Origin of the sequence: Ochrobactrum sp. SSR, from assembly GCF_030067775.1 — a bacterium.
Taxonomy (GTDB): Bacteria; Pseudomonadota; Alphaproteobacteria; order Rhizobiales; family Rhizobiaceae; genus Brucella; species Brucella teleogrylli.
Window position 1 is genome coordinate 298,339 of the sequence record NZ_CP125969.1, and the last position, 23,153, is coordinate 321,491.

Sequence of the window (23,153 nt, forward strand, 5' to 3'; positions counted from 1 at the left end):
ATGAGTGAGGAGGCGATCAAGAATGCCATCCTGATAGCTGGCCCGACGGCCAGCGGCAAGTCGGCACTTGCTGTTCATATGGCAAGGGAGACTGGCGGCTTTATCGTAAACACCGATTCCATGCAGGTTTATGACGTGCTCGATCTGCTGACGGCGCGTCCCGGCGCAGACGATCTGGCTTCCGCCGAGCATCATCTCTACGGTCATGTTTCGCCGTCTGTGTCCTATTCCACCGGCAAATGGTTTGCCGATGTGGCATCCCTTCTGGCGCAGCCCAAGCTTGAAGGACGGACGCCGATTTTCGTCGGCGGAACCGGGCTTTATTTTCGCGCTCTGCTGGGCGGCTTGTCACAAATGCCGGAAGTTGCGCCCGATGTGCGCAATCATTGGCGCGCCCGCATGGAAACAGAAGGTGCTGAAACCCTGCATCGGGCGCTGTCGGAACGCGATCCGCAAATGGCCGCGACGCTTCAGGCGACCGATAGCCAGCGCATCGTACGGGCGCTGGAGGTGATCGAAAGCACCGGAAAATCCTTGAGCGAGTGGCAGCAAAACAAGGGCCATGTGCTGGTGGATGACCAGTCGGCTCGGAAAATTGTGCTTTTGCCGGAACGGGGCTGGCTTTCCGAACGTATCGCGCGGCGCTTCGCACTGATGTGGAACAATGGCGCAATTGACGAAGTGAAGGCGCTGCTGTCTTTGCAGCTTGATCCGGCGCTGCCCGCGATGAAGGCCATCGGCGTTCGGGAAATCACCGCTTTTCTTGATGGCGCCATGACCGAAGACGAGGCCATTGAACGATCCGTCATTGCAACGCGGCAATATGCCAAGCGCCAGTCGACCTGGTTTCGCAATCAGCTGGATGCAAGCTGGAATTTTTTAAGTAATTCTGATGAAGCACTACTTCAATTAACGTCACCGAAATAACTAGCAGGCTATCTTCTGACAGGAGAGGCGGGCGCGAAACATGCGGTTTCATAAATCGGAGCGGGCATTTTTCATTCTGATTATTTTAATGTGCGGGATAGGCATTTTGCTTTATCGCGTGCATGTCGATTTGGGCTTGCTTGAAGCGACCTCTCTTGATGCCTCCGCTGCCGAAATCGCAACTTCTCTCGGGCGGCTCAATCATGCGGCGATCTGGGTTCTCATTGCCTCCATCGTCTGCGGGCTTTTGCTGATCTATCCGCAAATCCGCACCGAGGCGCTGGATCGCGGCAAATTGCAGATCATCACGCAGGATTTGTCCGAACGGTCGCAGACGCTCGAACATGCCGCGCTCACCGACAGCCTCACCGGCATGCAGAACCGTCGTTATTTCGACGAAGCGTTGAAGGAATATCTAGTCCAGTTCGACCGTATCCAGCGGCCCGTCGGCCTGATGATTATCGATCTGGATCACTTCAAGGCGGTCAACGACAACCACGGACACGATATTGGCGACGTGGTGTTGCAGGAAGTCGCGCGCTGCCTGCGTGATTATACGCGATATCACGATGTGGTTGCGCGGCTTGGCGGCGAAGAATTTGCAGTACTCGCTCCCAATATGGATGCAGAGTTGATGATCAAGCTCGCCAATCGTATCCGAAAGGCCATTGCCGGGCTGGAAATCGATCTCGGCGATGTGAAGCTGACGGTCACCGTCAGTATCGGGCTTGCGGTCTGGGACCGGCGCGAAACGTCAAAGGACCTTTATCGTCGCGCTGACAAGATGCTCTATGCCGCCAAGAATATGGGGCGCAATCGCGTCTGCGCCTGATGCCGGGTGGTTAAAGGCGTCCCGTCAGCTCTCATAATCCTTGCGGAAATTGCGCACCAGATCGCCTAGCTTCTTCATGCTTTGGGCTGTCTCGCTGTTATGCGAGACGATGGGAGCAGGTCTTTCCGTTGCAAGTGGCGCTGCCGCGACGGTTGTAAGCCTGCTGATCGTCGAAGGCTTTTTCAATAGATCGCTGTCGTCGGTCGGCTTTTCCGGCGCGCCGGGATGCGCGTTGTTTTCGAACGAACGCAGCCGGTCCACGATACGATCCAGCGCGATTCTGTCATCGACCTGCAAGGATGATGTCAAGCTTTCGGCTTTGCGCCGCCCGGGCAGCTGATGCGCTGGAACCGTTTCGAAGGTCAGCCGCATCGGTGTCGAAAACGCTTCGCCGAAGGCAATGGCTTCGCGATTGGCAATCGACGAGAGGAAACCGGCCATGCTGCGCGCACCGCCGCGCAGCGCGCCCTTGATGATTTCCTGATCGCGCTCATTGCCGAGACGCATCGCGAAGATCGAATTGCACTGCGAAAGAATGGTGGCGTCCAGCTCGCCGGGGCGCTGGCTGATCACGCCGAGATAAGAGCCGTATTTGCGCCCTTCCTTGGCGATGCGGGCAATCGCCTGCCGCGTCGGCCAGAAGCCAGCATCCTTGTCGGCTGGAATATAACGGTGCGCTTCCTCGCAGATGACGAGGGTTTGCAGGCTGCCTTCGCTCGACATGGCGATGTCGAAGGAGAGGCGGCACAGAACCGAAGCAACGGCATTCACCACTTCGGACGGGAGGCCCGCAAGCTGGAAGGTGCAGATCGGCTTGCCATTATGCGGAATGCGGAAAATGCGCGCGATAGCCTGACGCATGGTTTCCGGCCCGCCGGTGACGGCAAACATGAAGCGGAAACGCGGATCGCTGGCGATCGACTCCAGTCTTGCTTTCAGGTTGCGCAGATAGGGGCGCTCCGCCTTGCTGTCGAGAAGGCCGATCCTGTCATCGATCAGCGTCAGGAGATCACGCAGGCGATAGGCAATCGGCGTATCGACGCTGACCGTCCTGTCCGAAAGCTTGCGCCGCAGGCTGTGGCGTCCGCCGGTTTCGCTGTCACTGGTTTTTTCGCGCGCAAGCTGCACGAGGTCGCGCAATATGTCGTATTCCGTCGGCTCCGGCGTGCGGCCGCGAAAAATAACATCGGCAAATTCGTCCAGTCGCAGCATCCAGAACGGCAATTCGATATTGGTCTGGTCCACTGCAATGGCGAGGTCTGGAAACGCGCCCGCAAATTCATTGTGCGGGTCGAGGATCAGGATGCGCAAATCGGGCCGTTGCAAGACGATGCGGCGCAAGAGCAGCATGACGGCGCTGGATTTGCCCACGCCCGTGGTGCCGACAACGGCAAAGTGGCGCGAGATGAGGTCTTCAACCGAAACATAGGCCGGGACGGAGGCGTCCTGGGTCAGCGCGCCGATGGGTACGCTTGTCTGGCCCATCTGGGCATAGACTGCGGAAAGGTCGGAGGCGCGGATACGGTGGGCGATGGCGCCGGGATAGGGATATCTGGAAATGCCGCCGCTGAACGACATATGGCCATCGGGTTCGCCGCGCACTTCGCCCAAAAAATTCGACATGGACATGGACGATGTTGTCGCCGCCGCGCGTCCAGGCATTATCGGGCACGGTGACATTGTGGACGAGGCCAACCAGGCGGTTGCCGCCCGACTGGATGGAGATCAACTGACCGACGGTCCAGTAGTCATCGGACGCAGTGGAGGAGGGGCCGGACAAAGCCGCAATGATGGCGCGCTCGCCGTCGCACTGGATGACATGACCTTCCGTGCGGTTGCGCTGTACAAAGCCGCGGCCCTTCATCTCGGCACTGCCGTCAATATCCCCGCCCGTGTTCATTTCGCCAACTTTCATAAGAGCTATCTGATGAAGCTAGCAAATCCGGGTTGAAATAAAGTTATCGAGAGGGTGGGGTGAATCTTAAGAAAATATCACAGGGCTCGTATTTATGCGTTGACGGCTTCTTTTCAGGCGATTAGTGTCCCGCCCCATGAACACGTTTATTATTCTTGTGGTACGGGCGCGCATGGGCAGGATGGTGTAACCATCCGGCGAAAGCTCCCATGCGCGAAAGACAGGCTCCCTCGGGGGCCTTTTTTATTATCCAAAAAAGCCCGATGCGGCTAAATCTGACACCGAAATACAGACTAGACGGGAAGAGAACGATGACTGCAGGTAAACAAGAGGCGGAAGCGACCGCCGCAGGATCTCAGGAAACAAGCCATCCACGCGAGATGACCGGCGCGGAAATGGTTATTCAGGCCATGATCGATCAGGGCGTGGAGAGCATTTTCGGTTATCCGGGCGGCGCAGTGCTTCCGATCTATGACGAACTGTTCCAGCAGGACAAGATTCAGCACATTCTCGTGCGTCACGAACAGGGCGCAGGCCATGCCGCCGAAGGCTATGCCCGCTCCACCGGCAAGGTCGGTGTGCTGCTGGTGACATCCGGCCCCGGCGCAACCAATGCGGTCACCCCGCTTCAGGATGCGCTGATGGATTCCATCCCGCTCGTCTGCATTTCTGGTCAGGTCCCGACCTCGTTGATCGGTTCCGATGCCTTTCAGGAAGCCGATACGGTTGGCATCACACGCCCCTGCACCAAGCACAACTGGCTGGTGAAGGACGTCAACGACCTGTCGCGCATTCTGCATGAAGCCTTCCATGTTGCATCCACGGGCCGTCCGGGTCCGGTTCTGGTCGATATTCCGAAGGATATCCAGTTTGCCAAGGGCATATACACGCCGCCGCAGACCACGCCGCGCACCACCTACCGTCCGGTTCTCGACGGCAATGCGCAGGCAATCTCCGACGCCGTCCGTCTGCTCGCCACGGCCAAGAAGCCCGTCATCTATTCCGGCGGTGGCGTGATCAATTCCGGCCCGGCAGCTTCCCGTCTGCTGCGCGAGCTGGTTGAACTCGGCAACTTCCCGATCACCTCGACCCTGATGGGCCTCGGCGCCTATCCGGCATCGGGCAAGAACTGGCTCGGCATGCTGGGCATGCACGGCACTTACGAAGCGAACATGACCATGCATGATTGCGATGTCATGCTGTGCGTTGGCGCGCGCTTCGACGACCGTATCACCGGTCGCCTCAATGCCTTCTCGCCGAATTCGAAGAAGATTCATATCGATATCGATCCGTCTTCGATCAACAAGAATGTCCGCGTGGATGTGCCGATCATCGGCGATGTTGCGCATGTTCTGGAAGATATGGTTCGCCAGTTCCGCGCTTCCGAAAAGAAGCCGGAAAAGAAGGCCATCGCCGCCTGGTGGGAGCAGATCGACCGCTGGCGCGCCCGCAATTCGCTGGCCTATACGCCGAACAAGGACGTCATCATGCCGCAATATGCCATTGAGCGGCTGTATGAACTGACCAAGGATCGCAAAACCTACATCACCACCGAAGTCGGCCAGCACCAGATGTGGGCGGCACAGTTCTATGGCTTCGAAGAACCGAACCGCTGGCTGACCTCGGGTGGCCTCGGCACGATGGGCTATGGCCTGCCTGCCGCGCTCGGTGTGCAGATTGCGCATCCGGATGCGCTGGTTATAGACATTGCCGGGGACGCATCGATCCAGATGTGCATTCAGGAAATGTCGGCAGCGATCCAGCACAATGCGCCGATCAAGATCTTCATCCTGAACAACCAGTATATGGGCATGGTGCGCCAGTGGCAGCAATTGCTGCATGGCAACCGCCTGTCGCATTCCTATACGGAGGCGATGCCGGATTTCGTCAAGCTGGCAGAAGCCTATGGCGCGCACGGCATTCGCTGCGAAAAGCCGGGCGATCTCGACGCCGCCATTCAGGAAATGATCGACATCGACAAGCCGGTCATCTTCGACTGCCGCGTTGCCAATCTGGCGAACTGCTTCCCGATGATTCCGTCCGGCAAGGCGCATAATGAAATGCTGTTGCCCGACGAAGCCACCGACGAAGCCGTCGCCAATGCCATCGACGCCAAGGGCCGCGCGCTCGTCTGATCCGGAGGATTTGAAATCATGAATGCACAGAACCTAGCTTCCGGATCGGCCTACTTCATCGCAGCCGAAACCCAGACCCCGGAAACCCATACGCTTGCCGTCCTCGTCGATAACGAGCCAGGTGTCCTTGCCCGCGTGATCGGATTGTTTTCCGGTCGCGGCTATAACATTGAAAGCCTGACGGTTTCGGAAACCGAGCACGAAAAGCACCTTTCGCGTATTACCATTGTGACGCGTGGTACACCGCACGTGCTTGACCAGATCCGCCACCAGCTGGCGCGCATCGTTCCGGTTCACCGCGTGGTTGATCTCAGCCACCGTGCGAGCGAACTCGGGCATGATCGCCCGATCGAGCGCGAGCTGGCGCTGGTGAAAGTGGCTGGCAAGGGTGAAGCCCGCGCCGAAACGCTGCGTCTCGCCGATGCGTTCAAGGCCAAGGTGGTCGATGCGACGACCGATCACTTCATTCTGGAAATCACCGGCAAGACCGCGAAGATCGACCAGTTCATCTCGATTATGAAGCCGCTTGGCCTCGTGGAAATCTGCCGCACCGGCGTGGCGGCGATGAACCGGGGTCCTGAAGGCATGTAAGTCGTGTTTCTCTGCCAAGAGCAGGGATCGATACAATAAGGCTCCAAACCGGCACAATGTTTCGATTGTGCCGGTTTTTTTATTGAGCTAATTTGTGCGGGTAAGAGCCTCACTCAAAAAGCGGCATGTGGGGGCGAAAATGGCGATTTTCGAGTACCGGAGCGGAGCGTACTTTTGGGTACGTGAGCACCGGAATGGAGAAAATTGCCATTTGCAGCCACACAGGGCGACTTTTGGAGCAGGCTCTAAATCGGGTTCATCACATGTCTGTCGAAGTATTTTTGGCGCTGATCGCCTTCGCTTTTGTGTCTTCCATCACACCGGGGCCGAACAATCTAATGCTGCTGGCATCGGGGGTTAATTTTGGCTTTCGGCGCACGATCCCGCATATGCTGGGTATCGGTGTCGGGTTTTTCGGCCTGCTTCTGGCAGTTGGCTTCGGTCTTGGCGTGCTGCTTGAAACGGTGCCTGCCTTCTACACCAGCCTGAAATTCGCGGGCGGCGCTTACATGCTCTATCTGGCATGGAAAATCGCAATGTCGCGTTCGATCGGTGAAGCGAAGGGTACTGGTGATGGCAAGCCGATGACGTTCATGCAGGCGGCAGCCTTCCAGTGGGTCAATCCCAAGGCGTGGGTGATGGCCGTCACCGGCATTGCCACCTATGCCACGCATGACAATTACTATCTGGCCGTTTCGCTGGTGAGCGTTGCCTTCGCGCTGGTCAACCTGCCGAGCGTTTCGGTCTGGGCAGGCTTTGGCATGTTGCTGCGCAACTGGCTGGATGATCCGGTGCATCTCAAATGGTTCAATATCTTTATGGCCTTGCTGCTGATCGCGAGCCTCTGGCCGATGCTGAAGTAGCTCAATCGGAGCATCAAAATGCGTGCACTTCCTACCTATGACGATGTGGTTTCCGCCGCCGGACAGATCGAGGGCCATGCGCTTCGCACGCCGGTTCTGACCTCTGCGGCGCTCGATGCCGAGACCGGCGCACAATTCTTTTTCAAGGCCGAAAATCTTCAGCGCATCGGTGCGTTCAAGTTTCGCGGCGCGTTCAATGCGCTTACCCGTTTCAGCGATGAGCAAAAGAAGCGCGGCGTGATTGCATTTTCATCGGGCAATCATGCGCAGGCGGTGGCCTTGTCGGCAAAGCTGCTTGGCATTTCCGCCACCATATTGATGCCGGAAGATGCGCCGCAGTCGAAGCTGGAAGCAACGCGCGGCTATGGCGCCAATGTCATCACCTTCAATCGGTATAAGGATGACCGTGACGCCCTGACGAACCGTCTGGCGGAGGAGGGCGGTCTCACCCTGATTCCACCCTATAACCACCCGCATATCATTGCCGGGCAGGGCACGGCGACCAAGGAGTTGATCGAGGAAGTGGGGCCGCTTGACGCGCTGTTCGTCTGCGTCGGCGGCGGCGGGTTGATTGCCGGATCGGCGCTGGCCGCCAAGGCGCTTTCGCCCGATTGCGCCGTTTATGGCGTCGAGCCGGAAGCAGGGAATGATGTCCAGCAATCCTTGCGGGCGGGCAAAATTGTGCGCATCGACACGCCGCAGACGCTGGCCGATGGCGCGCAGACGCAGGCGCCGGGCGACCTGACCTTTGCCATCATCCGCGAGAAGGTCACGGATGTTCTGGCCGTTAGCGATCAGGCCCTTGTCGACGGCATGAAGTTCTTTGCTCGTCAGATGAAATTGGTGGTCGAGCCGACGGGTTGTCTGGCTTTCGCCGGTGCCCGCCAGATGGCGGATCAACTGCGCGGAAAGCGCGTCGGTGTCATCGTCAGCGGCGGCAATGTCGACCTCTCCCGCTATACGGCTCTGCTTAATACGGCTGTTTGATCACGGTTTGATCTTGTTTTCAGGTCGCGAATCCTGTCTGAAAGAGCCATGCAGTTTTCACCGGAACAGGATCAGGCGCTCAAGGCCGTCGGACAATGGCTGAAAGAGGGGCGTAGTCCCATTTTCAGGCTGTTCGGTTATGCCGGAACGGGCAAGACGACACTGGCGCGCTATTTCGCGGAACATGTCGATGGCGATGTGCAGTTTGCCGCCTTTACCGGCAAGGCCGCGCAGGTTTTGCGGTCCAAGGGCGCCAGCAATGCGCGCACGCTGCATTCGCTGATCTATCGTCCGCGTGGCGAGGAAGCCGTTGAGGACGAGACGACAGGCAAGACGTCCATCGCGCCGACATTCTCGCTCAATCGGCAAAGCCCGGTCGCCAAGGCGGCGATGATCGTGGTGGATGAGTGTTCGATGGTGGACGAGGCGCTTGGGCGCGATCTCATGAGCTTCGGAACGCCAATCCTCGTGTTGGGCGATCCGGGCCAGTTGCCGCCGATTTCCGGCGGTGGGTTCTTTACCGAGCATGAGCCGAACTATCTGCTCACCGAAATTCACCGTCAGGCGCAGGACAATCCGATTATCCGCATGGCGCTTGACGTGCGCGAAGGGCGCGAGCTGCCCTATGGTGATCACGGTGCGGCAAAGGTCATCAGCAAGAACGAAGTCAATCAGGACATGGTTCTGAAGGCCGATCAGGTGCTTGTCGGCACCAATCGCACGCGGCGGCGTTATAACCAGCGCCTGCGCGAGCTGAAGGGCTTTACGGCGGATTATCCGCAGGCGGGTGACAAGCTGGTCTGCCTGCGCAACGATCCGGCCAAGGGCCTGCTCAACGGGTCGCTTTGGAAGGTCATGACCTCCTCCAAGGAAACCGTGAAGCCCGGGATCAATCTGCTGGTTGCGCCGGAAGACGATGATCGCGGCGTTGCCAAGATCAAGCTTTTGAAGGCGCAGTTCGAGGACCCGGATAGCGAAATTCCGTGGCAGACCAAGAAGCGTTACGACGACTTCGACTATGGCTATGCCCTGACGGTGCACAAGGCTCAAGGTTCGCAGTGGGATGATGTGGTATTGTTCGATGAAAGCTATGCTTTTCGCGATACGCGCGAGCGCTGGCTCTATACGGCCATTACCCGTGCAGCAGAACGCCTGACGATTGTAAAATAATCAGCTTTCAATTGGTTTGGCGCTCAGCCACTCCCATGCGTCCTGTTCTTCGTCGGCTTCGAAGGAGCGCATTTCTATCGAGAGGAAGGGCTGCATCAGGGTGATGCTGGCCTGTATCCATAATGGACCGCCTACAATCGCATAGCGGCGCAGATGCTTGAGCGATTTTGAGCGCATTGAAAGCATGCTTTCGGAAAAAGCCGCGGTCCAGTCCACGCCCTCATAGCCGGTCAGGCGGATCAGCAGATCAATCTCGTCATATTGCTCATAGGCTGCGTCGAGCAGCCCATAAAGGTTCTCCAGCGATGAATCGTCCAAATGCCCTTCAATGGCAAAGGCGAATACATCATTCCGGTCCGTGGGAATGCGGCGGACGACGGGGATGTCCTCATTGCGCATCATCGGTCTCCAAGCGTCTTCTATGACCAATCGTCAATTCGTGCCCCTGTCAGGACAGGATTCAAACGTCCAAACCGGGCGAAAGGTTGCGGATTGTTGTTCCAAATTCGGCAAGGAATAGCTTGGCCTATGCTCCAAAGACGGGAAACGGCAACATTTGGGGATGGGTCATCAGGTGCGACGGGAAAACACTCACACTTTCCTGCGGCGGGCGATATAAGAGCCTGACTCAAAAAGCGGCATGTGTGTGCGAAAATGGAGAAAATCGGCATTTGCGGCCACACAGGACGGCTTTTGGAACAGGCTCTAAAGCGAAAACCGATCATGGGAGAAATGCCTCCATGCCTGCGAAATTATCTGTCAATCTCAATGCCATCGCCATGCTACGTAACCGTCGCGATCTGCCCTGGCCGAGCGTCACCGGTCTCGGGCGAATTGCACTCGCGGCGGGGGCGGCAGGATTGACGGTGCATCCGCGCCCGGACCAGCGCCACATCCGCTTTTCCGATCTTGGCGATATTCGTGCATTGATCGATGATGAATTTCCGCAGGCCGAATTCAATATTGAAGGCTTTCCAAGCGAGGCCTTCCTCGATCTGGTAGAAAAGCACCAGCCGGAACAGGTGACGCTGGTGCCGGATGATCCGACACAGGCCACTTCCGACCACGGCTGGGATTTCCTGTCCAAGGCCGATTATCTGGCGCCCATCGTGGCGCGGTTGAAGAAGGGCGGCATGCGCGTTTCGCTGTTCGCCGATCCCGATCCGCTGGGTTATGAAAAGGCCAAGGCCATCGGCGCTGACCGGTTGGAATTCTATACCGGTCCTTATGGCGCGACCTATGACGATCCGGCAGCGGCAGCGCGCGAGCTGGACCGTGTTGGCAAGGCCTCGGATGCCGCAACGGCGCTCGGTCTTGAAATCAATGCCGGTCACGATCTGACGGTCGAAAATCTCCCGGCACTGGTCAAACGCATTCCACAATTGAAAGAAGTTTCCATCGGACATGGATTGACGGCGGACGCTTTGACGTATGGTATGGCGGCGACAGTGGGACGTTTTAACGCTGCTTTGGCTGGGTAATTGGCACGTTCAATGCGCAAAATGCATAGCTTTGACCTGAGCTTTGCGAAAAGCGCATTTGTGCCAAAGCTCAACAAGCTATAGGCGTCCGCGGCTGGTTCATCCGCGTCAGGAGCGCGCAGGGACGTATGAGGGAAGCATTGATACGGTTTTCCGAAATCCGCATTCCACATCGAAGTGCCCCGGCGTGCTTTGCCTTCGGGGCATCATCGGAGCAGCGCGTATGCACCGCTCGGTTCGGTGATGATGTTTGAACCGGATTGGGGCAAAGATGCGGCACGGTTGTTGCAATCCGCAATCTTTTGCGGGTGTACCTGTGAGTGGACTCCACACAATATGATTTCCAGCCAGAATGATTTCAGGATGTTGCGAGGTGTCGGCAAATGAGCGACGAGCTGAACGGCCAGAACGCGCAATCGCAATCCTCCGCGCCGGATGCGGCGGTCACGCCGCTTGTTGGCAGTGTTGGCGCTGAAACCGGATATATCGGCGAAGAAAACGATCATCATAGCGACAGCATGAAGACGCTGGTCTTGGGCGCGCTCGGTGTGGTCTATGGCGATATCGGCACCAGCCCGATCTACGCTTTTCGTGAGGCGCTGCACACGGCGGCCTCTGACGGCGTCCTGTCGCGCCCGGACATTCTTGGCGTCGTCTCGCTGATATTCTGGGCGCTGACGCTGGTTGTCACGATCAAATATGTTCTGTTCGTGCTGCGGGCCGATAATAACGGCGAAGGCGGCATCCTATCGCTGATGGCGCTGGTGCGCGGCGCTCTGAAAGGACGTCCCAATCTCATTCTGGCCGTCGGTATATGCGGCGCAGCGCTGTTCTTTGGCGATGCCGTGATTACGCCTGCCATTTCCGTGCTTTCCGCGATGGAAGGCCTGGAAATCGTCGCGCCCAGCCTCACGCCTTTCGTGGTGCCCATTACGGTCGTCATCCTTGTGACGCTGTTTTCGGTACAAAAGCTCGGCACCGGCAAGGTTGCCATCGTATTCGGGCCGATCATGGCGATCTGGTTTCTGGCGCTGGGCGCGTCGGGCCTCTGGCACATATTCGACGATCCAACCGTCATTTATGCGCTCAATCCCTATTATGCAGTGCGCTTTCTGGCCATTAGCCCCGGTATTGCCTTCATCACCGTTGGCGCGGTTTTCCTCGCCATGACGGGTGCCGAAGCGCTCTATGCCGATCTTGGCCATTTCGGGCGCAAGCCCATCGTGCGCGCCTGGCTGTGGATCGTGTTTCCATGTCTGGTGCTGAATTATTTTGGACAGGCCGCCTTCATCCTGTCGCATGGCGAAGCAGCGGCATTGCCGTTCTTCCAGATGCTGCCGAATTTCGCGCTGCTGCCGATGGTGCTGCTGGCGACGGCAGCAACAGTGATCGCCAGTCAGGCCGTTATCACCGGTGCCTTTTCCGTGGCGCGGCAGGCGGTGCAGCTCAACATTCTGCCACGCCTTGAAATTCAGCACACGTCGGAGAAGCTGCACGGGCAGATCTATATCCCGCGTGTCAATCTGCTGCTCGGCCTGACCGTGGTCATTCTGGTGCTGGGCTTTGAGAAGTCGACCAATCTGGCCGCAGCCTATGGTATCGCAGTGACCGGCAACATGCTGGTGACGACCGTGCTGCTCTATATTGTCATGACGCGGATCTGGAATTGGCAGGTCAGTCGTGCGCTGCCTTTGATGCTCGGTTTCCTGCTGATCGACATCATGTTCTTCAGCGCCAACATCATCAAGGTGCATGAAGGCGGTTGGGCTTCTATCGGCATTGCCGCAGTGCTTGTGCTCATCATGTGGACATGGGTGCGCGGCACCCGGCACCTGTTCCTCAAGACACGCAAGGGCGAAGTGCCGCTCGATCTCATCGTCGAGCAGATGGCCAAGCGCCCGCCAACGATTGTGCCGGGAACGGCTGTCTTCCTGACGGGCGACCCGAAAAGTGCGCCAACCGCGCTGATGCACAGTCTGAAGCATTATAAGGTGCTCCATCAGAACAATGTCATCCTGACCGTCGTGACCGCTTCGAAGCCGTGGGTCTCCAGCGCAGACCGCGCGCGTGTCTCGCAATATAACGAGCGCTTTATGCAGGTGACGCTGAAGTTCGGCTATATGCAGCAGCCGAATATTCCGCGCGCGCTTGGCCTTTGCCGCAAGCTTGGCTGGAAGTTCGACATCATGACGACCTCGTTCTTCCTGTCGCGCCGTTCGCTCAAGGCTTCGGTGCATTCCGGCATGCCTCTGTGGCAGGACAAGCTGTTTATCCTGTTGGCGCGCACGGCGTCGGACGCGACCGAATATTTCCAGATCCCAACCGGACGCGTGGTAGAAATCGGTACGCAGGTGAATATCTGATCGGGAATTCGCTTTAACAGACCGTGTTTTATCAGGGCGTTATCTGAGAATTTGATTCCGGATGGCGCCCTAATTGTTTGTTTTTCCTACTATTTTTGCGCAAGTACATAGTTCAATCGCGCTATCGGCAAAGGCATCTTTAGTACACGCCTTACCATCCGAATTTTTCAAAAATCTCGCTTGACCGCCTATGCGGCAAGGGCTAATAGAATGGGAACCGTACCGTACGGTACAAGAGGAGGAAGTGCCCCGTGACTGATGGTAGCGACGAATTGCAGGCTCAAAAGCAGCAGGCTCTTTCGCCGCGTCAGAACGATGTTCTGGAGCAGGCGTTGCGCCTTCTTGTCGAAGGCGGAGACCGCGCTTTGACGACGGCGAGCATTGCGCGTGCCGCCAATTGCTCCAAGGAAAGCCTCTATAAATGGTTTGGCGACCGTGACGGTCTTCTGACGGCGATGGTTCGCTGGCAGGCCTCCAAGGTTCGCGTTGTGCCGCTGGCGCGCGAGAAGCTTGACGCGGAATCGCTGTTTTCAAGCCTGGAACACTTTGCCCGCGACTGGCTGCTGGTGCTTTCGGGCCGCACGTCGATCGCGCTTAACCGTCTGGCTGTCAGCCATGCGGCATCGGGCAAGTCGGCGCTGGGCGATATCGTTCTCTCCAACGGGCCGGTGGCCATGGCCAAGCGCCTGAAGCCGATCCTTGAAATGGGGATGGAAGCCAAGCTGCTGGCTTTCGACGATATCGATGAAGCATTTCGCACGTTCTTCGGGCTCGTCGTCCGGGACATGCAAATCCGGTTGCTGTTGGGCGACCGGCTGGAACTGACTGACGACGTGGTCATCCGGGACGCCCGGCGCGCCACAAAGCAGTTTTTCGCTCTGTACGGGGCTTAGTCACATCGGCTGACGCAAGAAGGCCAGAGAATAAACTGAAACGAAGGGAATAGGAAATGCGCGTTTATTACGACCGGGATGCAGACGTTAACCTGATCAAGTCGAAGAATGTGGTTATCGTCGGCTACGGCAGCCAGGGCCGAGCCCATGCGCTGAACCTGAAGGATTCCGGTGCTGCCAATGTGCGCGTCGCCCTTCGAGAAGGTTCCGCAACCGTCAAGAAGGCGGAAGCAGACGGCTTTCAGGTGATGAACGTTGCTGATGCCGCCAAGTGGGCCGACCTCATGATGATGGCGACTCCGGATGAACTCCAGGCCGACATCTACCGCGACCACATCCACAGCAACCTGCGCGACGGCGCTGCGATTGCTTTCGCACACGGCCTCAATGTTCATTTCGGCCTCATCGAGCCGAAGAAGTCGGTCGACGTCGTCATGATCGCACCGAAGGGCCCAGGCCACACGGTTCGCGGCGAATACCAGAAGGGCGGCGGCGTGCCTTGCCTGATCGCCATCCATCAGGATGCATCGGGCAATGCCCATGACCTCGCTCTGTCCTACGCTTCGGGCGTTGGCGGCGGCCGTTCGGGCGTCATCGAAACCACCTTCAAGGAAGAGTGCGAAACCGATCTGTTCGGTGAGCAGGCTGTTCTCTGCGGCGGCGTGGTTGAGCTGATCCGCACCGGTTTCGAAGTTCTGGTTGAAGCCGGTTATGCGCCGGAAATGGCCTATTTCGAATGCCTGCACGAAATGAAGCTCATCGTGGATCTGATCTACGAAGGCGGCATCGCCAACATGAACTACTCGATCTCGAACACCGCTGAATGGGGCGAATACGTCACCGGTCCGCGCATCATCACTGCCGAAACCAAGGAAGAAATGAAGCGCGTTCTGAAAGACATTCAGACCGGCAAGTTCACTTCCGATTGGATGCAAGAATATCGTGCAGGCGCTGCTCGCTTCAAGGGCATCCGCCGCAACAACGATGCGCACCAGATCGAAGAAGTTGGCGAAAAGCTCCGCGCCATGATGCCATGGATTGCCGCCAACAAGCTGGTGGATAAGGCTCGCAACTAAAAATCAGCGATATTTAGGTTCTGGCTGTCTGCAAATGGCACTTCCTTCCGCTTCCGGTGCTCATGTACCTTTAAGTACATTCCGCTCCGGTTCTCAGAAAGCACCAGTTTCGACGGACCAGAACCAAAATCTCATCTGATTTTGGGAGCTTCCACGACGAGCAAAAAAAGGGGGCGTTTCATACGCCCCTTCATTACTTGGCGCTGGATGGTGGGATTGATCGCGATTAAGCCGCGAACGAAAAGAACCAAAACTCTGCGTCAGCTTTCCGTTTCATGCACTTCGACGGCCAAAAGAATTTCGAATAGCTTTATTCCATAGAAGCATGGGAAAAGCTGTTCTCGTTGGTCTAAAATTGCGCTAGAGCTTCGCCCTATTAGCTGGGGTTTGAGGAGATCTGGCTAATACGAATTCCATCAGATGGATGGTTAAGTCTAATTGAGGAGATTTCCCGTGTTGGACTGGGAAAATGTTTTTGCAACGCGCTCCAAACGCATGCGCGCATCGGAAATCCGCGAACTTTTGAAGCTTCTGGAACGTCCGGACATCATTTCATTTGCCGGTGGCATTCCCGATCCGGCGCTGTTTCCGCATGACGCCTTTCAGGCTGCCTACAAGGAAACCCTGACGGGTGCGGAAGCCAATGCCGCGCTGCAATATTCGGTATCGGAAGGCTATAAGCCGCTGCGCACCTGGCTTGTCGGCGAACTGGCCAAGATCGGCATTCCCTGCACCGAGGACAATGTTTTCATCACCTCCGGTTCGCAGCAGGCGCTCGATTATCTCGGCAAGCTGTTCATTTCGCCCAATGATACCGCGCTGGTGACTGCGCCGACCTATCTCGGCGCCTTGCAGGCATTCAATGCCTATGAGCCGACCTATGACACGCTGGCGATCAAGGGCAACCGCACGCCTGAATCCTATGTGCAGGCCGCTGAAAAGGCTGGCGGCAAGGTGAAGTTCAGCTATCTTTCTGCCGATTTCGCCAATCCGACCGGCGAGACCGTCGATCTGGCTGGCCGTCAAAAGCTTCTGGCAGAAGCCGATGAGCTGAATATCCCGATCATTGAAGACGCAGCCTATCAGTATCTGCGCTACAATGGCGAAGCCATCCCGCCGATCCTTTCGCTCGACATCGCCCGCAATGGCGGCGACATCGAAAAGACCCGCACCATCTATTGCGGCTCGTTCTCGAAGACCCTCGCACCGGGGCTGCGCGTCGGCTACGTGGTTGCCTCGAAGGATGTTATCCGCAAGCTCGTTCTCATGAAGCAGGCGGCGGACCTTCATTCCTCGACCATCAACCAGATCGCGATCTATCATGTCGCGACGCATGGCTTCGATGCACAGGTCGCCAAGGTCGCCAAGGTCTACAAGCATCGCCGTGACCGCATGCTGGAAGCCCTTGCCAAATATATGCCGGAAGGCACCAGCTGGACCAAGCCTGAAGGCGGCATGTTCATCTGGGTCACGGTGCCGGAAGGCATGGATGGCGCGCAGCTGCTTGCATCGTCCATTGAGACTGAAAAGGTCGCTTTCGTTCCCGGCAAGGCGTTCTTTGCCGATGCCACCGGCGCGAACACGCTGCGCCTTAGCTATTCTTGCGCCAATGACGAAATGATCGATGAAGGCATCATGCGGCTTGGCCGCCTGATCCGCACGCACAGCAAGTCTGCTGCTGCATAAGAACTGGGAACAAAAAGCAAAGGCCGGGAAATTTCCCGGCCTTTCTTTATTGAAATGGCGAGTTGCAGCTGGTGCGCGGCCCGGCGAGGGGCTGATAGGTATCATCGGAGCTGCGATAGCTGCGATAGCGGTTTGAGCACCACTGCATGTGATTGACGCTCGGCCCGAAGCGCTTAACCTGCGGGCGGGTGGATGGGCGCACGTCCAACGGCTCGCCGTTCTTGTAACGCAACACACCCTGACCGGAGATATAGTTTTCGCTGTTGCGGCAGGTGACGGAGCCGTAGCATCCCGGCGAATTCGGGCCGGGTCGATTGGTATTCGAATTGGGATTGACGACTGGCGGTCTGGTCGGCTGCAACGATGGCAGATAGGGCGTTTTGCGCAGTTCGACCGCCACGGCGGGCGCAGCGAAGCCAACGGCAAACAGACTGGAAATCATCGCTGCGCACAGGGTTTTCTTGAGCATTACGACTATTGCCTTTCATGTATGGGAGGCGGGCATTCGCTGTCGTCATACACTTAATATGGGTGTTTCATCTTCCAAAATCATCCGTTCGGGGAAAATTCCCGGCGCGGCCAAGAAGTCCTTGCCAATCGCGATGCAACTGGCGAGATTGCTCGCACATGTTTACGATAGCCACATTCAATGTCGAGAATCTGATGCGCCGGTTCGATTTTTCGGGCTTCCGCAATGAATTGCATCAGGACCGCAGCCTGCAATTGTTCGAAATCGGTGACGAGGCGCAATACCGTCTGCTGGAGCAGGCGCGTGCTGTCGCCCATGCCGACGACACAAGGCAGATGACGGCGCTCGCAATCGCCGAAACGCGCGCCGACATACTGTGCCTGCAGGAAGTCGATAATCTGGCCGCGCTCAACGCCTTCGAATATGGCTATCTTTTCAAGATGATCGGCCATGGCTACCGGCACAAACATCTGATCGACGGCAATGACAGCCGGGGCATCGACGTGGCCGTCATGATCCGGGACACGACCCGCGACGGCCAGCCTATAGAGGTGGACGAGGTCACGAGCCACGCGCATCTGACCTATAATGATTTCGGCCTGTACGAGCCTGTTCTGGCAGAACTTGGCATTGAGCCGCATGACCGCATTTTCAAGCGGGATTGTTTGAATGTGGATTTGCGTATTGCGGGCAAGCCGCTCTCGCTTTTCGTGACGCATCTCAAATCCATGACCGGCGCGCGCAACGGCTTTGACGGGCGCACCGCTTCATCCCCGGTTCGCAAAGCCGAGGCGAAGGCGATCCGCCGCATCATCGAAGACAAGTTCGGACCGGCCAAGGCTGCCAATCGGCGCTGGCTGATCTGTGGCGATTTCAACGATTATCGCGAGCGCATCGTCATTGGTGGCGATGAATGGAACGGCTATGACTTCACGCCCGTTCAGGAAGAGGACAGCGCGCTCGATGTGCTGCTTGGCGATGGTTTTGCCGTCAATCTCGTGGAGCGCCGCCCGATCATGGATCGCTGGACGTTGTATCATACGCGCGGACCACAGGAGCGACATCTTTGTCAGCTTGATTACATCCTGGCGTCACCATCATTTGCTTTGAAAAACGAAAGCGCGGTGCCGCAGATTGTCCGGCGCGGCCAGCCATGGCGCACGGTGTTTCCACGGGATCAGCAGGTGGAGCGCTATCCGCGCACGGGCTGGGATCGGCCCAAGGCCAGTGATCATTGCCCGGTCGCCGTGACGCTGAATATTGTCTGAGAGGCAGGATAGAACCACGATGGATCATGTGCGGGAAAATACGGTTCATGTCATCGATGATGCCGATGTCCGTGTCGTTCCAGGGCCGCTTGAATATACGCAGCAGCATCAGCAGATAATTGCGCTGAACTGGAAGCGTGAGCAGGCCGCAAAGCCAGCTTTGTTCGATGGCGAAATCTTTTTGGCGCCGGAAGCGCGGCTGGCCGATGGTGTCTTGAAGGCGGGTTTCAAGCGCAGCAGCTTTGCGACGCTGATGCATTGGCGCAACGACCCGGAGCCAGTTCGTCCATGGCATATCTTCGGCGTGGGCGTCATTGTTTCATGCGAGGGACATCTGATTGCGGCCCGTATGGGCATGCAGAATGCCGGTGGGGGGCGCATCTATTTTCCGGCAGGCTCAATCGACGATAACGACATTGTAGACGGGCGGGTGGACTACGTCGCCAATATGCAGCGCGAGGTGCGTGAAGAAACCGGTCTCAATCTGGCCGACGCTGAGGGCGAGGTGCAGCTCAATCTGGTGACTGGCAATCGCAGCATCGCGCTGTTCCGCCGCTATCGCTTCGATGCGCCGTCGCGGGAGCTGGTTTCCGGCATCGAAAATTTCGTATCTGCGCAGGCTGAGCCGGAACTGGCCGAGATTATCCCGATCAAGGCAGCGGGCATGATGGGCGATGCCACACCGTCTTATGTTCGTGCTTTTGCCGACTGGCATTTCAGACAGTGAACAAATAAGCCAGACTGGCAGTGACAGGGCCGATAAATTGGCTATGCTCGCACAGAATTCTATTAAGATGATGGTTGAATATAAAGACACTGATCATAGTTTCCAGAAAAGTGTCGAGGGGAGATTGAGGGATGAGCGAAGCCGCTGTTTCCGGCCGTTTCTATGAGGTTTTCGACGTTTTTGCCGAGAAAGCTCTGGCCGGAAATCCTTTGGCCGTCGTCCATGACTGCGAAGGGCTGAACGATGCCCGCATGCAGGCCATCGCCCGCGAGTTCAATCTTTCCGAGACGGTTTTCATTTTTCCGCCTTCCAATCCCGCCCATGAGGCTGCGGTTCGGATTTTCACGCCCGATTACGAATTGCCTTTTGCCGGTCATCCGACGGTGGGCGCCGCCGTTTCGCTGGCGCGCCGTCGCAACACCGGCGATGAGGCCGACCGGCTTGTCGCGCTGGAAGAAAAGGTGGGCATTGTGCGCTGTGGCGTCATTCTGGGTGACAACAGCGCCTTTGCCGAATTCGATCTTCCGCGCTTGCCGGAAAAGATCGACATACGCATCGAGAAAGAAGAAGCAGCCGCCGCCATCGGGCTTGGAACGCATGAGATAGGCTTCGAGAATCATGTGCCCGGCATCTGGAGCGCGGGAACGCCTTATCTTCTCGTGCCGGTTCACAATCTCATCGCTGCGGCCAAGGTGTCGATCGATCCGGTCTATGTCACGGAGAACCTGCCACATGTCGATGGGCGTCCGCTGCCGATCTATGTCTATTGCCGCGAGACGATTCTGTTCAACAGCAATTATCATGCCCGTATGTTCGTGACCGGGGCGAATGTCTATGAAGACCCGGCGACGGGTTCGGCGGCTGCAGCCTTTGCCGGAATGATCCAGCAGAACGATAAGCCGATGGACGGCAGTTCGCAATGGTGGATCGAGCAGGGCATGGAAATGGGGCGTCCGTCGCTCATCCGTCTTGAACTCGACGTCAACGGGCAGAAGCTGACCGGCGCGCGCATTGGTGGAACGGCGGTCAAGATCGCCGAGGGGCGGCTTTTCATCTGACGCAAATCCTTTCGTCTCCTTGATCTCTGTCAAGGCAAGCTCACCGCCCTATGTATTAGGAGTATGGGGAAGCTTTTTCAGGAGACGATACGCCATGTTGATCAAGGAAATGTCGGACTACGATCTTCGGGACATGATTCAGAATTCGCATATGGGGCGGCTGGCTTATATTCTGGATGACCGCCCGGTTATTGTGCCGATGAGTTTCCGCTTCAATGGCGGGTCGCTTTATTCCTTCACGACCGATGGGCAGAAGACCGAAGCGATGCGCAAGAACAATGCTGTCTGCATCCTCTTCGACCACATTCTATCCCGCACCGAATGGAAAACCGTGGTGCTGCACGGTCGCTATCGTGAGATCGCGCGGGAAGACGAGAAGGCGGCCATCGTCAGTATCATGTCTGCTGAGCCGACTTGGTGGGAACCGGCCTATACCAAGACCATCACCAAGGAAGGCGACACCCGCAAGCTGGAGCCGGTTTTCTTCCGGGTGGATATTGAGAGCGCCAGCGGTCATCAAACAAGCTGATCGCCGCGACTTCGATCATCCTTCACTTATCGAACGACAAGCACCGGAATCGTGCTGCGGGTAACGACTTCATAGGTCTGGCTGCCGAGCAGCAGGCCCTTGAAACCGCGCCGTCCGTTGGATGCCATGACGATCAAATCGCTGCCCAGTTCGGTCGCGGATCCGATGATGGCTGTTGCCGGGTGCTGCTCGACCACATGCAGCGTGTGGACTTCGCAGCCAGCCTCGACTGCCAGTTCGCGCGCGCGTATCAGTGTCGTATCGGCGAAATCCTTCCATTCCTGTTCGAAACGTTCGATGAAAGCCGGACTGTCGGTCCAACCGCCGGGCAGGCCGGACACGGAATAAGGTGCGGTGACCGTCACAACCGTAACCTTGGCCCCAACGGCCTTGGCCAGCTGGAATGCATGCACGAGACCACGCTCGGCGAATTCCGATCCATCGGTCGTGGCGATAATATTCTTGTACATGTTTCCTCGCTTCTCCAGATTCTGCTTTAAGCTAACGCCTATAAGAACCATATCCAAGCCTTGGCCGCATTGTTTGCGGCTGGAAATGCAAAATCAAAAGCGGAATGCCCATGCCTCTCGACATATCGCCGCCCATATCACCCCATTGCGATGCGTTTCAGGCAAGCTGGATCGCCACGGTTCTCAATCTCGACTGGCCATCGCGGGCGTCAACGAAAATCGAAAATGACGATGAACGCATCCGGCGGCAAAAACAGGAGCTGGCGAACCTCTTCAACGAGGCGTCGGAACACGGAATCAATGCGGTGGTGTTTCAGGTGTCGCCAGCAGCGGATGCATTCTATGCGTCATCCTATCTGCCGTGGTCGTCCTATCTGACCGGGACGCTCGGCAAAAACCCCGGCTTTGATCCGTTGCAGTTTGCCATTGAGCAGGCGCACAAGCGCGGCATCGAACTGCATGCCTGGCTCAATCCCTATCGGGTTTCGATGGACGTCAAGGCATCCACGCGCAAGGAATTGAAGAACTCGTCCAAGGATCCGCCGCCGAGCGTCTACAAGACGCATCCAAGCTGGGTCGGCGTGTCGGCGGATCGCTATGTTCTCGATCCCGGCATTCCCGCCGTTCGCCAATGGGTGACGAACATCACCGCCGAGGTCGTGCAGAAATACAATGTCGATGGAATCCAGTTCGACGATTATTTCTATTATGAAACCGCGTCCTCGCCTCTCGATGACGACAAGACCTATGCGCGTTTCGGTACACGCTTTGCCAGCAAATATGACTGGCGACGTTACAATACCTATACTTTGGTTCAGGAAATTTCCGACAAGATCAAGTCGATCAAGCCGAATGTGCGCTTTGGCATCAGCCCCGGTGGGGTCTGGCGCAACAAGGCCGACGATCCGCTAGGGTCTGCCACGCGCGCGGGCAAGACGAATTATGACGGCGATTTCGCCGATACGAGACGCTGGGTCAAGGACGGCCTGATCGATTATATCGCGCCGCAGGTTTACTGGTCGTTCGGACGCAAGGCCGTGTCCTACGACACGATCGTCAAATGGTGGGCGGATACGGTGCGCGGCACCAAGACTGATCTTTACATCGGCATGGCGCTTTATCGCGCCGGAACCGCAACCGCGTCGGAGCCGGGCTGGCAGGCAGGTGGCGGCTTAAGCGAGATCAAGCGCCAGCTGGAACTGAACCAGTCGCTGCCGGAAGTGAAGGGCAGCATCCTGTTTCGACAGGGATTTCTGTCCGACCCAAAACTGAAGAACGTATCGGATTATTTGAAGAAGACGTGGGGCAAGTGCGGCCAGAAATAGCGCGTTTCACCGCGCATCTTTGATCCTGATCAAAGTGCGCTTCCCGCAGAGTTGCTAATGCTTCTGCCGTTGCTGGTTTCCACCAGAATCGGCGACCGGGATGTCCGGCCCTAAATGGCATCCCGGCCTTCATCAAATCTGTCGAGCGCATACCAGCGCGATCTTTCGTAACGCCGTTTTCGACAGCCAGCGGGTGCTGTCGGCGTTGCCCTCTATTTCACCAAATCGGCACCCGCGCTTCTCGTCGGTCGAGTATTTTGAAGAAATTGCCAGTATTTTAGCGTCTATTGATCAAGGTCAAAGCGATTGAAATTCGCGGCCTATAAGCAGGGCCGCAACGGCATTTACTTTATCCCGCGTTTATTAGCATTCGCTGGTTGTCAACCTG

At 57.2% G+C, this 23,153-nt stretch carries 23 protein-coding genes; 19 read left to right on the top strand and 4 right to left on the bottom strand.

The window, feature by feature from the left end; translation table 11 throughout:
- Together miaA and QLQ11_RS01380 are read left to right on the top strand one after the other, a co-directional pair.
- Positions 1-927 carry a tRNA (adenosine(37)-N6)-dimethylallyltransferase MiaA gene (gene miaA, locus QLQ11_RS01375; RefSeq protein WP_109369375.1) on the top strand — a complete coding sequence of 309 codons (927 nt, stop codon included), beginning with the start codon at positions 1-3 and terminating at the stop codon, positions 925-927.
- A gap of 40 nt (positions 928-967) precedes the next feature.
- Positions 968-1,759, top strand: a complete 792-nt coding sequence (locus QLQ11_RS01380; RefSeq protein ID WP_109369374.1) for a GGDEF domain-containing protein — start codon at positions 968-970, stop codon at positions 1,757-1,759.
- A gap of 24 nt (positions 1,760-1,783) precedes the next feature.
- Here the strand turns inward: QLQ11_RS01380 and QLQ11_RS01385 are convergent, their stop codons facing one another.
- The gene (locus tag QLQ11_RS01385) at positions 1,784-3,388 is read right to left on the bottom strand and encodes an ATP-binding protein (RefSeq protein ID WP_371835888.1); all 1,605 of its coding nucleotides are present in this window, start codon (positions 3,386-3,388) and stop codon (positions 1,784-1,786) included.
- On the opposite strand from QLQ11_RS01385, the gene QLQ11_RS01390 reads away from it, so the two are divergent.
- From QLQ11_RS01390 to QLQ11_RS01415, 6 genes are all read left to right on the top strand, one after another.
- Positions 3,387-3,710 carry a hypothetical protein gene (locus tag QLQ11_RS01390; RefSeq protein ID WP_371835889.1) on the top strand — a complete coding sequence of 108 codons (324 nt, stop codon included), beginning with the start codon at positions 3,387-3,389 and terminating at the stop codon, positions 3,708-3,710. The two genes, QLQ11_RS01385 and QLQ11_RS01390, sit on opposite strands and share 2 nt — an antisense overlap.
- Positions 3,711-3,985: 275 nt before the next feature.
- Positions 3,986-5,809: an acetolactate synthase 3 large subunit gene (locus tag QLQ11_RS01395; RefSeq protein ID WP_121536362.1), complete on the top strand. Its 1,824-nt coding sequence runs from the start codon at positions 3,986-3,988 to the stop codon at positions 5,807-5,809.
- An 18-nt stretch (positions 5,810-5,827) separates the two neighbouring features.
- On the top strand, positions 5,828-6,400 hold the full coding sequence (gene ilvN, locus QLQ11_RS01400) for an acetolactate synthase small subunit (protein ID WP_078339370.1): 573 nt from the start codon (positions 5,828-5,830) through the stop codon (positions 6,398-6,400).
- Positions 6,401-6,663: 263 nt separating this feature from the next.
- The gene (locus QLQ11_RS01405; protein ID WP_121536360.1) at positions 6,664-7,263 is read left to right on the top strand and encodes a LysE family translocator; all 600 of its coding nucleotides are present in this window, start codon (positions 6,664-6,666) and stop codon (positions 7,261-7,263) included.
- A gap of 18 nt (positions 7,264-7,281) precedes the next feature.
- Positions 7,282-8,250 carry a threo-3-hydroxy-L-aspartate ammonia-lyase gene (locus QLQ11_RS01410; RefSeq protein ID WP_109369371.1) on the top strand — a complete coding sequence of 323 codons (969 nt, stop codon included), beginning with the start codon at positions 7,282-7,284 and terminating at the stop codon, positions 8,248-8,250.
- 48 nt (positions 8,251-8,298) lie between these two features.
- A complete protein-coding gene (locus QLQ11_RS01415; protein WP_109369370.1) occupies positions 8,299-9,420 on the top strand; it encodes an ATP-dependent RecD-like DNA helicase in 1,122 nt (373 codons plus the stop codon).
- On the opposite strand, the gene QLQ11_RS01420 is transcribed toward QLQ11_RS01415, so the two are convergent.
- Entirely contained in the window at positions 9,421-9,819 is a 399-nt protein-coding gene (locus tag QLQ11_RS01420) for an STAS/SEC14 domain-containing protein (RefSeq protein ID WP_171318318.1), read from the bottom strand. It lies immediately after the preceding gene.
- Between the two features lie 341 nt (positions 9,820-10,160).
- Between QLQ11_RS01420 and QLQ11_RS01425 the strand changes: the two genes are divergently transcribed.
- From QLQ11_RS01425 to QLQ11_RS01445, 5 genes are all read left to right on the top strand, one after another.
- Entirely contained in the window at positions 10,161-10,901 is a 741-nt protein-coding gene (locus tag QLQ11_RS01425; RefSeq protein WP_109369368.1) for a pyridoxine 5'-phosphate synthase, read from the top strand.
- Positions 10,902-11,284: 383 nt separating this feature from the next.
- Complete coding sequence (locus QLQ11_RS01430; RefSeq protein WP_109369367.1) at positions 11,285-13,264, top strand: potassium transporter Kup; 1,980 nt, start codon at positions 11,285-11,287, stop codon at positions 13,262-13,264.
- A 251-nt stretch (positions 13,265-13,515) separates the two neighbouring features.
- Complete coding sequence (locus QLQ11_RS01435) at positions 13,516-14,157, top strand: TetR/AcrR family transcriptional regulator (RefSeq protein ID WP_078339363.1); 642 nt, start codon at positions 13,516-13,518, stop codon at positions 14,155-14,157.
- A 56-nt stretch (positions 14,158-14,213) separates the two neighbouring features.
- Positions 14,214-15,233: a ketol-acid reductoisomerase gene (gene ilvC, locus QLQ11_RS01440; protein WP_109369366.1), complete on the top strand. Its 1,020-nt coding sequence runs from the start codon at positions 14,214-14,216 to the stop codon at positions 15,231-15,233.
- 453 nt (positions 15,234-15,686) lie between these two features.
- A complete protein-coding gene (locus QLQ11_RS01445; RefSeq protein ID WP_109369365.1) occupies positions 15,687-16,919 on the top strand; it encodes a PLP-dependent aminotransferase family protein in 1,233 nt (410 codons plus the stop codon).
- 46 nt (positions 16,920-16,965) lie between these two features.
- Here the strand turns inward: QLQ11_RS01445 and QLQ11_RS01450 are convergent, their stop codons facing one another.
- Positions 16,966-17,388: a BA14K family protein gene (locus QLQ11_RS01450; RefSeq protein WP_109369364.1), complete on the bottom strand. Its 423-nt coding sequence runs from the start codon at positions 17,386-17,388 to the stop codon at positions 16,966-16,968.
- Between the two features lie 158 nt (positions 17,389-17,546).
- Between QLQ11_RS01450 and QLQ11_RS01455 the strand changes: the two genes are divergently transcribed.
- From QLQ11_RS01455 to QLQ11_RS01470, 4 genes are all read left to right on the top strand, one after another.
- Positions 17,547-18,656 (top strand): endonuclease/exonuclease/phosphatase family protein, encoded by a 1,110-nt coding sequence (locus QLQ11_RS01455; protein ID WP_109369363.1) that lies wholly within the window; start codon positions 17,547-17,549, stop codon positions 18,654-18,656.
- Between the two features lie 19 nt (positions 18,657-18,675).
- Complete coding sequence (locus tag QLQ11_RS01460) at positions 18,676-19,383, top strand: NUDIX hydrolase (protein WP_109369362.1); 708 nt, start codon at positions 18,676-18,678, stop codon at positions 19,381-19,383.
- Between the two features lie 131 nt (positions 19,384-19,514).
- The gene (locus QLQ11_RS01465) at positions 19,515-20,441 is read left to right on the top strand and encodes a PhzF family phenazine biosynthesis protein (protein WP_109369361.1); all 927 of its coding nucleotides are present in this window, start codon (positions 19,515-19,517) and stop codon (positions 20,439-20,441) included.
- A 94-nt stretch (positions 20,442-20,535) separates the two neighbouring features.
- On the top strand, positions 20,536-20,970 hold the full coding sequence (locus QLQ11_RS01470; RefSeq protein ID WP_109369360.1) for a pyridoxamine 5'-phosphate oxidase family protein: 435 nt from the start codon (positions 20,536-20,538) through the stop codon (positions 20,968-20,970).
- A gap of 26 nt (positions 20,971-20,996) precedes the next feature.
- Here QLQ11_RS01470 and QLQ11_RS01475 read toward each other — a convergent pair whose 3' ends face one another.
- Positions 20,997-21,440 (bottom strand): universal stress protein, encoded by a 444-nt coding sequence (locus QLQ11_RS01475; RefSeq protein WP_371835890.1) that lies wholly within the window; start codon positions 21,438-21,440, stop codon positions 20,997-20,999.
- 110 nt (positions 21,441-21,550) lie between these two features.
- Here QLQ11_RS01475 and QLQ11_RS01480 point away from each other — a divergent pair, with 110 nt between their 5' ends.
- Together QLQ11_RS01480 and QLQ11_RS01485 are read left to right on the top strand one after the other, a co-directional pair.
- Positions 21,551-22,765 carry a glycoside hydrolase family 10 protein gene (locus tag QLQ11_RS01480; RefSeq protein WP_371835891.1) on the top strand — a complete coding sequence of 405 codons (1,215 nt, stop codon included), beginning with the start codon at positions 21,551-21,553 and terminating at the stop codon, positions 22,763-22,765.
- Positions 22,766-22,865: 100 nt separating this feature from the next.
- Positions 22,866-23,075, top strand: coding sequence for a hypothetical protein (locus tag QLQ11_RS01485; protein ID WP_371835892.1), 210 nt, complete (start codon positions 22,866-22,868; stop codon positions 23,073-23,075).
- Positions 23,076-23,153 lie beyond the last annotated feature (78 nt).

Excerpts from the sequence above, each read along its gene's own strand:
- QLQ11_RS01395 (WP_121536362.1), top strand. The coding sequence starts at position 3,986 with ATGACTGCAGGTAAACAAGAGGCGGAAGCGACCGCCGCAGGATCTCAG.
- QLQ11_RS01415 (WP_109369370.1), top strand. The coding sequence starts at position 8,299 with ATGCAGTTTTCACCGGAACAGGATCAGGCGCTCAAGGCCGTCGGACAA.
- QLQ11_RS01460 (WP_109369362.1), top strand. The coding sequence starts at position 18,676 with ATGGATCATGTGCGGGAAAATACGGTTCATGTCATCGATGATGCCGAT.
- QLQ11_RS01420 (WP_171318318.1), bottom strand. The coding sequence starts at position 9,819 with ATGCGCAATGAGGACATCCCCGTCGTCCGCCGCATTCCCACGGACCGG.
- QLQ11_RS01425 (WP_109369368.1), top strand. The coding sequence starts at position 10,161 with ATGCCTGCGAAATTATCTGTCAATCTCAATGCCATCGCCATGCTACGT.
- QLQ11_RS01465 (WP_109369361.1), top strand. The coding sequence starts at position 19,515 with ATGAGCGAAGCCGCTGTTTCCGGCCGTTTCTATGAGGTTTTCGACGTT.
- ilvN (WP_078339370.1), top strand. The coding sequence starts at position 5,828 with ATGAATGCACAGAACCTAGCTTCCGGATCGGCCTACTTCATCGCAGCC.
- QLQ11_RS01455 (WP_109369363.1), top strand. The coding sequence starts at position 17,547 with ATGTTTACGATAGCCACATTCAATGTCGAGAATCTGATGCGCCGGTTC.
- QLQ11_RS01385 (WP_371835888.1), bottom strand. The coding sequence starts at position 3,388 with ATGTCCATGTCGAATTTTTTGGGCGAAGTGCGCGGCGAACCCGATGGC.
- miaA (WP_109369375.1), top strand. The coding sequence starts at position 1 with ATGAGTGAGGAGGCGATCAAGAATGCCATCCTGATAGCTGGCCCGACG.
- QLQ11_RS01380 (WP_109369374.1), top strand. The coding sequence starts at position 968 with ATGCGGTTTCATAAATCGGAGCGGGCATTTTTCATTCTGATTATTTTA.
- ilvC (WP_109369366.1), top strand. The coding sequence starts at position 14,214 with ATGCGCGTTTATTACGACCGGGATGCAGACGTTAACCTGATCAAGTCG.
- QLQ11_RS01430 (WP_109369367.1), top strand. The coding sequence starts at position 11,285 with ATGAGCGACGAGCTGAACGGCCAGAACGCGCAATCGCAATCCTCCGCG.
- QLQ11_RS01390 (WP_371835889.1), top strand. The coding sequence starts at position 3,387 with ATGGACGATGTTGTCGCCGCCGCGCGTCCAGGCATTATCGGGCACGGT.
- QLQ11_RS01485 (WP_371835892.1), top strand. The coding sequence starts at position 22,866 with ATGTCCGGCCCTAAATGGCATCCCGGCCTTCATCAAATCTGTCGAGCG.
- QLQ11_RS01410 (WP_109369371.1), top strand. The coding sequence starts at position 7,282 with ATGCGTGCACTTCCTACCTATGACGATGTGGTTTCCGCCGCCGGACAG.
- QLQ11_RS01405 (WP_121536360.1), top strand. The coding sequence starts at position 6,664 with ATGTCTGTCGAAGTATTTTTGGCGCTGATCGCCTTCGCTTTTGTGTCT.
- QLQ11_RS01470 (WP_109369360.1), top strand. The coding sequence starts at position 20,536 with ATGTTGATCAAGGAAATGTCGGACTACGATCTTCGGGACATGATTCAG.
- QLQ11_RS01450 (WP_109369364.1), bottom strand. The coding sequence starts at position 17,388 with ATGCTCAAGAAAACCCTGTGCGCAGCGATGATTTCCAGTCTGTTTGCC.
- QLQ11_RS01480 (WP_371835891.1), top strand. The coding sequence starts at position 21,551 with ATGCCTCTCGACATATCGCCGCCCATATCACCCCATTGCGATGCGTTT.
- QLQ11_RS01475 (WP_371835890.1), bottom strand. The coding sequence starts at position 21,440 with ATGTACAAGAATATTATCGCCACGACCGATGGATCGGAATTCGCCGAG.